13 protein-coding genes are annotated in these 13,060 nt (G+C 68.3%); 1 reads left to right on the top strand and 12 read right to left on the bottom strand.

The features are described 5' to 3' along the window. Window positions 1-6: 6 nt before the first annotated feature. The 11 genes from ACH01S_RS35270 to dacB all read right to left on the bottom strand — a co-directional run bounded on the left by ACH01S_RS35270 (window position 7) and on the right by dacB (window position 10,696). A complete protein-coding gene (locus tag ACH01S_RS35270) occupies window positions 7-516 on the bottom strand; it encodes a DUF3180 domain-containing protein (RefSeq protein ID WP_067902385.1) in 510 nt (169 codons plus the stop codon). Further along, window positions 513-1,100 (bottom strand): 2-amino-4-hydroxy-6-hydroxymethyldihydropteridine diphosphokinase, encoded by a 588-nt coding sequence (folK, locus tag ACH01S_RS35265; RefSeq protein WP_067902382.1) that lies wholly within the window; start codon window positions 1,098-1,100, stop codon window positions 513-515. Before folK ends, ACH01S_RS35270 begins: the two co-directional genes overlap by 4 nt. Next, window positions 1,097-1,462, bottom strand: a complete 366-nt coding sequence (gene folB, locus ACH01S_RS35260) for a dihydroneopterin aldolase (RefSeq protein ID WP_067902379.1) — start codon at window positions 1,460-1,462, stop codon at window positions 1,097-1,099. The genes folK and folB overlap by 4 nt, the downstream gene beginning before the upstream one ends. Then, complete coding sequence (locus ACH01S_RS35255) at window positions 1,459-1,896, bottom strand: nuclear transport factor 2 family protein (RefSeq protein WP_067902376.1); 438 nt, start codon at window positions 1,894-1,896, stop codon at window positions 1,459-1,461. Before ACH01S_RS35255 ends, folB begins: the two co-directional genes overlap by 4 nt. Continuing rightward, a complete protein-coding gene (gene folP / locus ACH01S_RS35250; protein WP_067902373.1) occupies window positions 1,893-2,834 on the bottom strand; it encodes a dihydropteroate synthase in 942 nt (313 codons plus the stop codon). The genes ACH01S_RS35255 and folP overlap by 4 nt, the downstream gene beginning before the upstream one ends. Before the next feature lie 175 nt (window positions 2,835-3,009). Beyond that, on the bottom strand, window positions 3,010-3,597 hold the full coding sequence (gene folE / locus ACH01S_RS35245; RefSeq protein WP_067902486.1) for a GTP cyclohydrolase I FolE: 588 nt from the start codon (window positions 3,595-3,597) through the stop codon (window positions 3,010-3,012). Window positions 3,598-3,755: 158 nt separating this feature from the next. Further along, window positions 3,756-5,759 carry an ATP-dependent zinc metalloprotease FtsH gene (gene ftsH / locus ACH01S_RS35240; protein WP_067902370.1) on the bottom strand — a complete coding sequence of 668 codons (2,004 nt, stop codon included), beginning with the start codon at window positions 5,757-5,759 and terminating at the stop codon, window positions 3,756-3,758. 469 nt (window positions 5,760-6,228) lie between these two features. Next, window positions 6,229-6,792: a hypoxanthine phosphoribosyltransferase gene (gene hpt / locus ACH01S_RS35235; RefSeq protein ID WP_067902366.1), complete on the bottom strand. Its 564-nt coding sequence runs from the start codon at window positions 6,790-6,792 to the stop codon at window positions 6,229-6,231. A gap of 125 nt (window positions 6,793-6,917) precedes the next feature. Further along, the gene (gene tilS / locus ACH01S_RS35230) at window positions 6,918-7,952 is read right to left on the bottom strand and encodes a tRNA lysidine(34) synthetase TilS (RefSeq protein WP_067902364.1); all 1,035 of its coding nucleotides are present in this window, start codon (window positions 7,950-7,952) and stop codon (window positions 6,918-6,920) included. Between the two features lie 132 nt (window positions 7,953-8,084). After that, on the bottom strand, window positions 8,085-9,194 hold the full coding sequence (locus ACH01S_RS35225) for an Rv3626c family coenzyme F420 biosynthesis-associated protein (RefSeq protein WP_067902483.1): 1,110 nt from the start codon (window positions 9,192-9,194) through the stop codon (window positions 8,085-8,087). Window positions 9,195-9,430: 236 nt separating this feature from the next. Continuing rightward, a complete protein-coding gene (dacB, locus tag ACH01S_RS35220; protein WP_246236463.1) occupies window positions 9,431-10,696 on the bottom strand; it encodes a D-alanyl-D-alanine carboxypeptidase/D-alanyl-D-alanine endopeptidase in 1,266 nt (421 codons plus the stop codon). A gap of 270 nt (window positions 10,697-10,966) precedes the next feature. On the opposite strand from dacB, the gene ACH01S_RS35215 reads away from it, so the two are divergent. Continuing rightward, entirely contained in the window at window positions 10,967-11,458 is a 492-nt protein-coding gene (locus tag ACH01S_RS35215) for an inorganic diphosphatase (RefSeq protein ID WP_067902359.1), read from the top strand. A 242-nt stretch (window positions 11,459-11,700) separates the two neighbouring features. Here the strand turns inward: ACH01S_RS35215 and ACH01S_RS35210 are convergent, their stop codons facing one another. Beyond that, a complete protein-coding gene (locus ACH01S_RS35210) occupies window positions 11,701-12,966 on the bottom strand; it encodes a C40 family peptidase (RefSeq protein ID WP_067902479.1) in 1,266 nt (421 codons plus the stop codon). Window positions 12,967-13,060: the final 94 nt, after the last annotated feature.

The following is a 13,060-nucleotide window of genomic DNA, read 5'->3' as shown; positions in this document are numbered from 1 at the left end:
CAAGGCTCAGGCGCGCGAGACGCCGTGGTCGCGCCGTTCCTCGTCCGGATCCTTGGGCACGCGGCAGGCGTACTCCAAGAAGAACGCGGCGGCGACCAGGACGGCGGCGGCGAGGAACGTGCCGCCGCTGACGAAGAAGTCGTGGCGGGGGGTCGGCTTGTCGAGCGATGCGACGAGGCTGGCGGCGAACCCCGCGAACACACCGGCGATGACCGCGGCGGCGTGGGCGCTGGCTTTGCCTAGAGCGGCGAGCCTGGCGACCGCCATCGGATCCAGGGGTTTGGGCGCCGGCTTGCGGGTCGCGTCCTGTCCGCGCCCCCTGTCGGGCTTGCGGCGGATACGGCGCAGGACGTTCAGCCCGGTGAAACCCTCGCCGAGGGCCAGCAGCAGCAGCGTCGGGACGGCCGTCCAGGGGAGCGGCGGCAGCGACACGTACGCGGAACGCATCACCGCCCAGGTGATCACCGTGATGACGACCACGAGGGCGACGAGGAAGAGCGGGCGGGACGGTTTCATGCAGGCTGCTGCAGGGCCAGGTCCTCCCGGCGACGGCAGGCCGAAGGACCGCCCTCGGCCTGTTTCGCCTGGGCGAGGTCACCGACGCGGCCGTGGCCGGGGAGGAGCACGTCCGGCTCGATGTCGGCCCACGGCACGAGGACGAACGCGCGCTCGTGCGCGCGCGGGTGCGGGAGCGTCAGATCAGGGTCGTCGGACGAGATGTCACCGAAGACGACGATGTCGATGTCGAGGGTGCGCGGACCCCAGCGGACCTTGCGCTCCCGCCGCATCGACGTCTCGATGTTCAGTACTCGCTCCAGCAGGTTCTCCGGTGGGAGCCGGGTGTCCGCCACGAGCACGATGTTGAGGAAGTCGCCCTGCTCGGGGATCGTCTCGCCGGGCGGCGCATAGGGGGCGGTCTCGTAGACCGGGGAGAACGCCACGTAGTTCAGCCCGGGTGCGTCGAACAGCGCGTCCACCGCCTCCTGGATGTTGTCCAGGCGGTCTCCGAGATTGCTGCCGATCGAGAACACGACCCGGTGCTCGACCAGCATGTGGCCGCCGGTGGCGGTGCGGTCGGGCATGCGGTCGGACGCTGTCATGGGCGACTCCTCCTGATCTTCACGGCCACATCCGTGAAGGGGTGCGGGACCGGGGCGCTCGGCTTGTGGACGGTGATCTCGACCTCCGTCACCGCCCTGTCTTCCAGACATATCTTCGCCAGCCGGTCGGCCAGCGTTTCGAGGAGGTTGACGGGCTCCCCCTCCACGACGGCGACCAGCCGACCAGCGAGCGTTCCGTAATCGACGGTACGGGACAGGTCGTCCCCGGCGGCGGCGGGGCGGGTGTCGAGCCCGAGGACGGCGTCCACGACGAACTCCTGCCCCAGCTCACGTTCGGCGGGCAGCACGCCATGCCGTCCGCGCGCGCGCAGACCGCGCAGCTCGATGCGGTCGAGAGTCATTCTTCCTCTGCATCCACGACGTTGAGGACGGGAGATCCGTGGTGGAGAAGGAGCCGCCATTCCCCCTCCGCCCGTACGAACACGTTCGTGGCCACGATGCTTCCTCCTGCGAGGAACCCGGCCTCGGTGTCCTCGTCCGCGGTGAGGATGTTCTCCTTGCAGGTGACCACGGCGTGATCGCCGTAGACGTCTGTCTCGATGTCGGTCAGCACGAACTGGATGTAGGTCGTGTTGGCCATGATGAGCGCCCAGGAGCGCAGCACCTCTTCGCGTCCGCGCAGCATCGTCCAGCCGGGGTGCACGCAGGAGACTCCGCGCGCGTATTCGCCGTCGGCCCACACGTCGGACATTCGGTCGAAGTCACCGGCCTCGAACGCGGCGTAGAACTCGGCGTGGACCTCGTCCACGTCGGCGCGGTTCACGGCACGGCTCATGGACGGCGGCTCCCGTCGTCGGCGCGGCCGCCGGCCGCGGTGCGTCCTGGGCTCTGTTCGTCGGCGGGAGACGCGTCCCCTGAAGGGCGCGCCGCACGGAACGCGGCCGCCACCCGAACGGCGTCCGCGTTGGGGCGGACGCGGTGGACCCGCACACACCACGCCCCCGCCGCCGCGACCAGGGACGTGACCGCCACGGTGGCGTCATCGCATTCGAGGAAGGGACGCCGCGTCCCGTCCGGCTCGGCGAGCAGCCTCGTGAGGAAGTTCTTGCGGGAGGCACCCACCAGGACGGGATACCCCGTACCAGTGAACGCGTCCAGATGGGCCAGCAGCGACCAGTTGTGCCCGGCCGTGGGGCTCTTGGCAAAACCGAGCCCCGGGTCGAGCACGATCATCGACGGGTCGACGCCCTCGTTCACTACCGCGTCGACCCTGCGGAGCAGTTCGTCGCGTACCTCGCCCACCACGTCCGCGTAGATGGTACGGGTCTGCATGTCGTGGCTGTGACCGCGCCAATGCATCACGACGTACGGAACGCCCGCGGCGCCGACGACCCGCGGCATTTCGGGGTCGGCGAGCCCGCCGCTGACGTCGTTCACCAGCCTGGCCCCGGCGCCAAGGGCGGCCTCGGCCACGTCGGCGCGCATGGTGTCGACGCTGACCGGAACGTTCTCGGCGGTAAGCGCCTCTATGACCGGGATGACCCGGCGCAGTTCTTCGTCCTGCGACACACGCTGCGCCCCAGGACGCGTGGACTCGCCGCCCACGTCAACGATGTCGGCGCCCTCGGCGACGAGGTCGAGCCCATGCCGGACGGCCTTTTCGGGGTCGAACCAGGCACCGCCGTCAGAGAACGAATCGGGGGTCACGTTGACCACGCCCATGACGAGGCAACGCCCTGGCGCGGGCAGCCCCGGAACGATGGCACCGGTCATGACTCAACCCTAAGCCTTGAACCGATCCGGGCGCGGCGGCGGCCTCCGCGGCCCGCCCCAGCCGCCTCACGGCTCCCGTCGGGCCCCGCCGCTCGGCTCCACAACGGCGGAACGGGCCTCAGCTCGACGCTGAGGCCCGTTCGCGCGGCCGACGACCCCGAGTCAGGGTCAACGCTCAGTAACGGCCCAGAATCAAGCTCATCGCCTCGGACCGCGTCTCGGCATGATCGCGGAAGTCGCCGCGCACCGCGGACGTCACGGTCTTCGCGCCCGGCTTCCGCACACCGCGCATGGTCATGCACAGGTGCTCGGCCTCGATCACCACGATCGCGCCGCGCGGCTCCAGCACGCTCATCATCGCGTCGGCCACCTGGCTCGTCAGCCGCTCCTGGACCTGCGGGCGACGCGCGTACACGTCCACCAGCCGGGCCAGCTTGGACAGGCCGGTGATCTGCCCCTTCTTGTTCGGGGTGTAGCCGACGTGGGCCACTCCGTGGAAGGGCACCAGGTGGTGCTCGCAGACGGAGTACACCTCGATGTCCTTCACCAGGACCATTTCCTCATGGTCGGCGTCGAACACCGTCGTGAGCGCGTCCTCCGGCCTCTGCCGCAGTCCGGCGAACTGTTCGGCGTACGCACGCGCGACCCTGGCCGGTGTATCGCGGAGACCGTCACGGTCGGGGTCCTCCCCGATGCCGATCAGGATCTCGCGTACCGCCTTCTCGATGCGGGCATGGTCGAACCCCGGCGGCTCCTCCAGGATCCGCGCCTCGCCTTCGACGAAGGCACGGCCCGCGTCCTGCGCGGCCTGCTCCGCCGTCCACCTGTCCCGCGCGGCGCCGGACACGCCGCCCGAGGACGAACCCTCGTCCTCGGGCCGCTCGTGCACCGGCGCCTCATCCCGCGAATCTGCCAACGCGGTCAGCTTTCGCCCGGGGCCGGATCGGCCGCCTCTGAGGTGACCCCGCCCTGGCCGTTGTTCTTGGTCAGGTCGGTGACGTCCTGCGGGCCGAGCAGGGCCAGCTCCTTGGGCGTCAGCACCGGCGGACGGTCGGACGGCAGGCGCTTGCCGTACCCCGTGTAGGAGTTCTGGTGCGGCCGCTTCTGGATCGGTGCAAAGATCCGGAGGACCTGCTCCTTGGAGAGGGTCTCCTTCTCCATCAGGTTGACGACCAGCTCGTCCAGGACGTCCCGGTACTCCACCAGGATCTCCCAGGCCGTGTCGTGCGCGGCCTCGATGTACCGGCGGACCTCGTCGTCGATGGCGGACGCGATGTCCTCGGAGTAGTCACGCTCGTGGCCCATGTCGCGGCCGAGGAACACCTCGCCCTGACCGGTGCCGAACTTGCGCGCGCCGAGGCGCTCGCTCATGCCGTACTCGGTCACCATGTTGCGGGCGATCGAGCTGGCCTTCTCGATGTCGTTGGCGGCACCCGTGGTCGGCTCGTGGAACACGAGCTCCTCGGCGGTGCGCCCACCGAGCAGCATGGCGAGCTGGTCGGTCATCTCCGAACGCGTCGTGAGGAACTTGTCCTCCATGGGGAGGGTCATGGTGTAACCCAGGGCCCGTCCGCGCGGCAGGATCGTCACCTTGTGCACGGGGTCGGAGTTCGGAAGAGCGTGCGCCACCAGGGCGTGGCCGCCCTCGTGGTAGGCGATGATCTTCTTTTCCTTCTCCGACATCACCCGGGTCTTGCGCTCCGGCCCGGCCATGACGCGGTCGATGGACTCCTCAAGGGTGTCCATGTCGATCAGCTTGCGGTCGAAGCGCGCGGTGAGCAGCGCGGCCTCGTTGATGACGTTCGCGAGGTCCGCACCGGTGAAGCCGGGGGTGCGGCGGGCGATGACGTCGAGGTCGACGTCCGGAGCGAAGGGCTTGCCGCGTCCGTGCACGCGCAGGATGCCCTTGCGGCCCTCCAGGTCGGGACGGTCCACGGTGACCTGACGGTCGAATCGTCCCGGACGGAGCAGCGCCGGGTCGAGGATGTCGGGACGGTTGGTCGCCGCGATCAGGATCACGCCGCCCTTGACGTCGAAACCGTCCATCTCGACAAGCAGCTGGTTCAGGGTCTGCTCGCGCTCGTCATGCCCACCGCCGAGGCCCGCGCCGCGGTGTCGGCCCACGGCGTCGATCTCGTCGATGAAGATGATCGAAGGGGCGTTGGTCTTCGCCTGCTCGAAGAGGTCGCGGACACGGGAGGCGCCCACACCGACGAACATCTCGACGAAGTCCGAACCGGAGATCGAGTAGAACGGGACGCCCGCCTCACCCGCGACGGCACGGGCCAGCAGGGTCTTACCGGTGCCGGGCGGGCCGTACAGCAGCACGCCCTTGGGAATCTTGGCGCCGATCGACTGGAACTTCGCCGGGTTCTGCAGGAAGTCCTTGATCTCTTCCAGTTCCTCCAGGGCCTCGTCGGCCCCGGCCACGTCGGCGAAGGTGGTCTTCGGGGTGTCCTTGGTGATGAGCTTGGCCTTGGACTTGCCGAAGTTCATCACGCGCGAGCCGCCGCCCTGCATCTGGTTCATGATGAACAGGAAGATCAGCACGATGACGACGATGGGCAGCAGGCTGAACAGCAGGTTCAGGAAGAAGCTCTGCTTCGGCACGTCGACGTTGTAGCCGCCGGACAGCTTGCCCGCGTCGGCCTGCCGCTGCAGTTGCTGCTGCAACTGGAGGCCCTGTCCGTCGACCCAGGACGCCTGCTGCTGCTTGCCGTTGGTGAGCGTCAGCTCGATCCGCTGGTCCTTGTCAATGATCTTGGCGGACTTGACCTGCCCAGCGTTGATCTCCTGGACGACCTTGGAGGTGTCGACCTTCTCAAACGAACGACCGGGGTTGACGCCCCACATCACCAGGGCGACCAAGAGGCCGAACAGCAGGATCCACAGCAGCGGCCCGCGAAAGTAGCGCTTCACGTCCATTTATCCGGTAACCCCTCCGGGGCCCGTCCCTCCTGACCAACGTCTGTGTACGATCCTCGTCCGTCCCGGGGGACGGATGCCGGGGCGACCAACAATGCGTCCCGCGAAGGGCCCGCGCCCAGGGGCTCCGGTCCCGCCGCGGCGGCTTCCCTCGTATGGCTCCCCGACCCTAGGGCCCGGGACATCGACGGTACACCGCAGGATGCAGAAGACGCAGCCGACGCTGTTCTCCTGCATCCCTTCCATATACCCGTCAACGACCTTTGCAACGATTCGTCACGGTCTCTTGTTCCCTGAGGACGCCCTCAGGGCCCCTGACCGGGGCGTTAGCGCTCGTTCCCGGCTCGGGTGCCCTCCGTGGCCGTCCGAGGCGTTCACGCACCGTCAGCGCGCTCTGAGCGTCCGCGAGGGCCGTCCAGGGGCGGAACCACGTCCCCGCGACCCAGGCTAGGCCCCGTTATGGCCCAGGCTAGGCCCCTCCGCCGCCGTAGACATGCGGGGCCAGCGTGCCGACGAACGGCAGATTCCGGTACCGCTCCGCATAGTCGAGTCCATAGCCGATGACGAACTCGTTCGGGATGTCGAACCCGACGTACCTGACGTCCACGTCGGCCTTCACGGCCTCGGGCTTACGCAAGAGCGCGCAGATCTCAAGCGAGGCGGGGTTGCGCGAGAGCAGATTGCTGACCAGCCACGACAAGGTCAGACCGGAGTCGACGATGTCCTCCACGATCAGGACGTGCCGGTCGAGGATGTCGGTGTCGAGGTCCTTCAGGATGCGGACGACCCCAGACGACTTCGTGCCCGACCCATATGACGAGACCGCCATCCAGTCCATCGACGCGGGCGAGTGCAGCGCGCGCGCCAGATCCGCCATGATCATCACGGCGCCCTTGAGGACACCGACCAACAACAAATCCTTGCCCGCGTAGTCGGCGTCGATCTGCCCGGCGAGCTCCCGCACCTTGGCCTGCAGATCCGCCTCGGGGATCAGCACCTTCGCCAGATCCGTGCCCAGGTCCTTCTCGTCCACAATCCCACCCTCATCGCTTAGACCTCGCCCGTCCGGTGGGACGGACACCCGCCGCGCGACGCTTTCGCCGTCCGCGCGACGACGCCGTGCAGCGGTACGTGTGACGGTTCGCACACGGCGCGAGGTCAAACCGGGCCGAACAGCAGCTTCGCATACCGCCGGACGGCTCGAAGGCCCCCCGGCAGATCCACGTGCCGCTGGCCGTGCCAGGCCGTGACCAGCCGATCCACTGCATCGACATGGACGGCCGCGAGCGTACCGGGTGGGCTGCCCGCGTCGATCGCCGCCGTCCGCAGTACGCGGGTCCGGACGGCTCGGGGCAGATCAGCGAGCCCTTCCAGGCGTAGGGCCACGGTGTAGCCGTCCTGGGTGGCCTGGAGGTCGGCGTAAGCCCGGACGGCGAGTTCGTCCAGGGCGTCGGCATCGTCCCGAAGCATCCTCGCCGTGCGTGCCAGGGCTTGGGCCACTCCCGGGCCCAGAGCCTTCTCCAGCGCGGGCAGAGCCTCGTGCCGGACGCGCACGCGCGCGTAGGCGGGATCGGTGTTGTGGGGGTCGTCCCAGGGTTCCAGCCCCATCGCCTCGCATGCCCTACGCGTGGTCGCACGATCGAGCCCCAACAGGGGCCTCATGTAGAGCACACCCTGCCCGCCGTGCCCCTCTGGCCCTTCTCCCGTAGCGCTTCGACGGCGGAAAGCGGTTGGCATGCCTGAAAGCGACCGTGCTCCAGAACCCCGCGCCAACCCCAGCAGAACCGTTTCGGCTTGGTCGTCCATGGTGTGCCCCAGGAGGACGGCCGTGGCCTCCAACCGGACGGCGGTCTGGTCGAGTGCGGTGTAGCGGGCATCCCGCGCGGCGTTCTCTGGGCCGCCCGTGCCGTCGACGGTGACGGCGACCGACCCGGACGGGTCGAGCCCAAGGCCCGCCATCGTCCGGACAACGGCGTCGGCACGTTCGTCAGAGCCGTCCTGGAGACCATGGTCGATGGTGATCCCGCCAGCAGGGCGCCCTTGCCTGGGCGCCTCGAAGGCCAGCGCACCGGCAAGCGCCAGGGAGTCGGCGCCCCCGCTGCACGCGGCGAGCACCATCACGCCCGGCGGAAGGTCGGCCAGAGCACGCCTTACCGCGAGACGTACCGCCGCCACTGCCGGATCAGGCCCCATGGGAAATCTCTACCACCGCGCGAAGGTAAACCCCCACGGCGAATACCACGCGCCTTCACGCCCGCTTCTTACGACGCTTCTTAGACCGGTTAGACCGGTTAGACCGGTTAGACCGGTTCTTGTGCCGGGTTGCTATGCCTGGTTGGCCTCAGGCGGCGCGTCGATGGCCCGCGGACCGACGACCCTGTCGATCCACAGCATCGGCTCCTTGATCTCGTCGTGCGTGGGCAGGGTCTCGGGCGACTGCCACACCTGGTTGAACCCGCTCATCCCCACCTCGGCGACGACCCTGCGAACGAACCGCGAGCCCTCCGCGTACTGCTTCATCTTGAGATCGATGCCGAGCAGACGGCGGATCGACCTGTCGAGCCTGGAGCCGCCGTCGCGTCGCCCCTGGAAACGGGACCGAATCTGCTGCACCGACGGCACGACCTCCGGCCCGACGGCGTCCATCACATAGTCGCCGTGTCCTTCGACCAGGGTCATGACCGCGGTGAGTCGATCGAGGATCTCGCGCTGCTCGGGAGTCTGGATCGCGTCGATGAGGTTGGCGTCGCCACCACGCACGGCGTCCGCGAGGGCTTCCGCCGCGTCCCTGATGCGGTCGAGCATCACACCTGGGTCGAGGTCGGAGGCCAGCAGGAATCGCGTCATCTGGTCTTGCACGTACTCCCGCAACCACGGAACGCCGGTGAACTGAGCGCGATGCGTCTCCTCGTGCAGGCACACCCACAGGCGGAAGTCATGCGGTTCCACACCGAGCTCTTGCTCGACGTGGACGATGTTGGGTGCGACCAGGGTGAGCCGTCCCGTCGGCGCCCGTCCGGACGGGTCCGGCGGGAGGAAAAGCTCGTACTGCCCCAGGACGCGACTGGCCATGTAGGCGAGGATCGCGCCGACCTGCATACCGGTGACCCGCGAGCCGACGGCCTGGACCACGACGTTGCCTGCGCCGCCGAGGGGCCCGGGGCTGCGCCCTTCGGTCATCTGCTCCATGAGCGGTTCGAGCACCACCCGGAAACCGTCCACGTTGGCGCGGATCCAGCCGGGCCGGTCCACGATGGTCGCCGGGTCGGGATCGAGCTCCGAGGCCATGCCGGTGAAGTCGCGCACGTGCCCGTGGGCGAGCTTCGACAGTTCCCGCAGCTCCGCCACGACCGCACGGGCCTCGGCGTGGCTGACCTGCGGCCCCGGCCTGACGAGCCGGGTACCGGCCTGGACCGCCACGTTCCAGTCGATCATTGAGGCGCTCATGTACTCCACCGTACGTTTCGGACGTGGCGCCGGAGCGCCCTGCACAGTCGTTCAACGAACAACTGTTCTGGTTATCTCCCGTACGGCTCGCCCCACACTCCACCCCAAACCCCCATTACCTGGAACCCCAGGCCCCACCCACCCGGGGGCGGACCGTACCCCTCCACCCTCGCCGCCCCCGCCACCCCGCGGAACCCCAACGCGAACTTGTGGATAACCCGACGTCAGCCGCACCCGCACGCGGCCACCGAAGCCGCCAACTGGTCGAGCCTGCCGGGATCCACCGGCCCCTTCCCGTCCCCCGCCATGAACGCGAACGCGAGCAGCCGCCCGTCCGCGTCGTAGGCGAGCCCCGCCAGCGTGCTGACCCCCGCGAGGGTCCCCGTCTTGGCGCGCACCATCCCCGCACCCGCCCGGCTGGACGGCACGGTGTAGCGCGGAGGGCTCAACGTCCCGGAGAACCCGGCGATGGGCATGCCGGTGATGACCGAGCGAAGCTCGGGATGGTCCTCACCCGCGGCGAGCGAAACGATTCGGGCTAGGGCAACCGGAGAAACGCGGTTGCGGGTGGACAACCCACTGCCGTCATTGACCAGGACCCCCGCTTCCACACCCAGTTTGGCGAGAACCTGCTCGACGGCCTGCGCCGCGTCCGCGAACGAGGCCGGACGGCCCAGCTTCATGGCAACCTGCCTCGCCACCGCCTCGGCCACATCATTGTCACTGTGGGTCAGCAAATGCTCCACCAGAGCGGACATCGGCGGTGATTGGACGGCGCCGAGCCGCACCGCACCCTTCTGCGCGAACGTCCTCCGCCCTGCCTTCGCGCCCACCCCGTTCTTGGACAGCAGCCGCGCAAACTCCCCCGCCGCAGCAGCGGGCGGGTCGGAGACCCGGGTCTTCTTGGACGGATCCCCCGGAGCCACACGCCCCTCATCGACCGTCAGGGCCGATACGGGTGCGACCTCACCATCGGGCATGTAATTCGGCTTCCACCCAGCCGCGGTGCGAGGACCCCGGTACGCCGACGCGTCGTAGTCCACGCGCACCCGCCGGACACCGGCCGCCTTCAACGCTGAGGCCGTCTGCCGGGCCAGGTCCAGAAGCGAGGCGTACGGCGGGTGGTCGGCGTCAGGCCGTGCGGGGAGGGCCGTCAAGGTAGGATCTCCGCCTCCGACGAGAACGATCCCGCCACCGGTGCCGCGTACGACCTGCGTGGTGATCCGGTGCTCGGGACCGACCGAGGCAAGCGCCGCCACCGATGTCACCAATTTCGTAGTCGAGGCGGGGGTCGCGGGACTGTCGGCATGGCGCTCGAACAGGGGACGCCGGGTCGCCGCGTCGATGACCACCGCATTGATCTTCGTGGTGGGTCCCCCGATCAGCGCAGAGAGCCGTCCGCCCAGGACGGACGCGTTGGGCAGACGGCCGGACGTCAAATCGGCTGCGGCAATCGACGTCGAGGCAGGGGCACGCACGATGTCACGCACCGCCACACCAGGCGGCTGCGGGGACAAGTGCCGCTCAGGTGTGAGTTTCACCACTGCCAGCCCAGCGGCGACGGCGAAAACGTTAAGGAGGGACAGCGACAGCACCACGAGGGCGGGGGCCCGTCCAGGCACGTGACCGTCCCTCTCCCACTCAGCACTCACCAACGTGCGACATCCTTATATAAGGGAAACACTCGCCTGTGGGGTCGGCCTCGCCCACGGGCTCCCGAAAGACTATGTACTGCACGCGCGCAGGGAGCGGAGGACATCTTGGATTTCGACGTCACCATTGAGATCCCGAAGGGCCAGCGGAACAAGTACGAGGTGGACCACGAGACCGGGCGCATCAGGCTCGACCGCATGCTGTTCACCTCGACGCAGTACCCGGCCGACTACGGGTTCATCGAGAACACCCTCGGCGAGGACGGCGACCCCCTGGACGCACTGGTTCTGCTACAGGAGCCGACGTTCCCGGGCTGCCTCATCCGCTGCCGCGCGGTCGGCATGTTCCGGATGACCGACGAGGCCGGTGGCGACGACAAGGTCCTGTGCGTCCCCGCGACCGACCCCCGTATGGAGCACCTCCGCGACATCCACCACGTCGCCGAGTTCGACAGGCTGGAGATCCAGCACTTCTTCGAGGTCTACAAGGACCTGGAGCCCGGCAAGTCGGTCGAAGGGGCCAGCTGGGTGGGACGGGTCGAGGCAGAGGTGGAGATCGAGCGTTCCCAGAAGCGCGCGGCGGACCAGGGCGGCCACTGACGGTCGACAGGGGCCGGCCGACCGGCCCCCGACTGGATCCATCGCGAGGCCGCACCAAGACGAGAGCCGGGAGTCGCGGACGGCGCTGATCCGCTCCCCCGTCCAGCGACACAGCTCGTGAAGAGCCCTTCCGCGGGAGACGCCTGCGGGAGGGTTCTCGTCTTCTTCAAGCCGCTTCTTCAAGCCGCCACGAGCCATCTGGAGCGAGAGAGCGGGGGCGCACGCCAGGGCCGACCTTGCCCTCACCCAGAAGGACGGGTCGCGCCGATCAGATCGCTTCGGTGGATGCTGGAGACACGTACCCGCGCGCCCGTGTAAGGCGCTTCGACCATACGGCCGCCACCGACGTAGATGCCTACATGGTGGATGGTGTTGAGATCAGATGCGTCCCTGGCGAAAAAGACGAGATCTCCTGGACGCAGGGCATCTATAGGGACGTGGGGGCCCGACGTCCATTGCGTACCGGTCCAGTGGTCCAGCCGTACCCCCGCCTTGTTCCATGCGTACATAGCCAGGCCGGAGCAGTCGAAGCCTTGGGTTTCGGCCCCCTGTGCCACACCGTAACTGGGACCGGCCACGGTGCCTCCACCCCACGAGTACGGCGTTCCGAGCCATTTCAACGCAGCACGCGCAGCAATAGCCCCACGCGCGGCAGACATGACCAGCCCAGGACTTGCTGAATCGATGAGAGCGGCACGAGCCTTGCGCTCCTCCACCCTTTCCAGTGCTCGCTCCCGCGCGCGCTTGACGCGCGCCGCACGCGCCTGGGCCTTGCCAAGGCGACGCTCCAGCCGCCGCTTCTCCGCCTCGATTCGCTGTACTGATGCCTGTTGCCTGGCCACTGCGTCCTGCGCGACGCGTTTGGCCCCATCGGCTCGTTCCGTCGCAGCCGCCTGCTCTTGAAAAGCGGAGTGCGCCTGGCGCCGGAATAGATCAGCAACGGTCTTAGCGGCCTCGACGCGTTCGACCATGGCCGTCCGCCTTTTGGCGAGCATCTCGACCATTCCCGCACGGTCCATGAAGCCTTGGGGCCCACCATGGCCGACGAGCGCCGACGACATCTGGTCGTACCCGGTGTTGTCGCGGTAGAGCTGCGCTGCGAAAGACGCCAGTTCGCTTTGCGTCTCCCCTAGCCTCCTGTCTGCCTCGACAGATCGCGCCAGCGTCTCTCTGTAGACCTGCTGAGAATGCTGCAGCTTGAGTTGTTCACCGTGGTATCGCTCTATCGCGACCTCCGCGGCCACGGCGAGCCGGTCAAGTTCACCGTCTGCCTGCGCAAGTTCGGCCTTGGTCCGGCCGACTTGCGCGGCCTTTTCTCTAACCTCGCGTTCGGTCCGTTCAACGTCGCGCGCGCTCGGGCTGGGCTTGGACGTGGGACGTGCGGATGCGGCCGGGGCCAGCAGGTTCATGCCCATCGCCAGGCCGGTGGTGAAGGCGACCAACCGCAAGGCTGCACCGCGGGAGGGGAATCGGGACGCGGGACGGGTCTCGACTGTGCCTGATGCCATGATCACGTCCTCCCCTCGACTTGCACTGCTTAGCGCAAACGATCACCTACGAGGAGTAATTCTCTTTGGCAAGGGCAGATACTTGCGCCGCTCC

Source organism: Actinomadura chibensis NBRC 106107 (genome assembly GCF_001552135.1).
Classification (GTDB): Bacteria; Actinomycetota; Actinomycetes; order Streptosporangiales; family Streptosporangiaceae; genus Spirillospora; species Spirillospora chibensis.
Note: the sequence above shows the minus strand (reverse complement) of the source record. Positions and strands in the feature narration are given on the sequence as shown.

What these genes read in the sequence shown, in the direction of transcription:
- ACH01S_RS35210 (WP_067902479.1), bottom strand. Translation starts at nt 12,966, where the DNA reads ATGGCATCAGGCACAGTCGAGACCCGTCCCGCGTCCCGATTCCCCTCC.
- ACH01S_RS35270 (WP_067902385.1), bottom strand. Translation starts at nt 516, where the DNA reads ATGAAACCGTCCCGCCCGCTCTTCCTCGTCGCCCTCGTGGTCGTCATC.
- folB (WP_067902379.1), bottom strand. Translation starts at nt 1,462, where the DNA reads ATGACTCTCGACCGCATCGAGCTGCGCGGTCTGCGCGCGCGCGGACGG.
- ACH01S_RS35255 (WP_067902376.1), bottom strand. Translation starts at nt 1,896, where the DNA reads ATGAGCCGTGCCGTGAACCGCGCCGACGTGGACGAGGTCCACGCCGAG.
- tilS (WP_067902364.1), bottom strand. Translation starts at nt 7,952, where the DNA reads ATGGGGCCTGATCCGGCAGTGGCGGCGGTACGTCTCGCGGTAAGGCGT.
- ftsH (WP_067902370.1), bottom strand. Translation starts at nt 5,759, where the DNA reads ATGGACGTGAAGCGCTACTTTCGCGGGCCGCTGCTGTGGATCCTGCTG.
- folK (WP_067902382.1), bottom strand. Translation starts at nt 1,100, where the DNA reads ATGACAGCGTCCGACCGCATGCCCGACCGCACCGCCACCGGCGGCCAC.
- folP (WP_067902373.1), bottom strand. Translation starts at nt 2,834, where the DNA reads ATGACCGGTGCCATCGTTCCGGGGCTGCCCGCGCCAGGGCGTTGCCTC.
- ACH01S_RS35225 (WP_067902483.1), bottom strand. Translation starts at nt 9,194, where the DNA reads ATGATCGACTGGAACGTGGCGGTCCAGGCCGGTACCCGGCTCGTCAGG.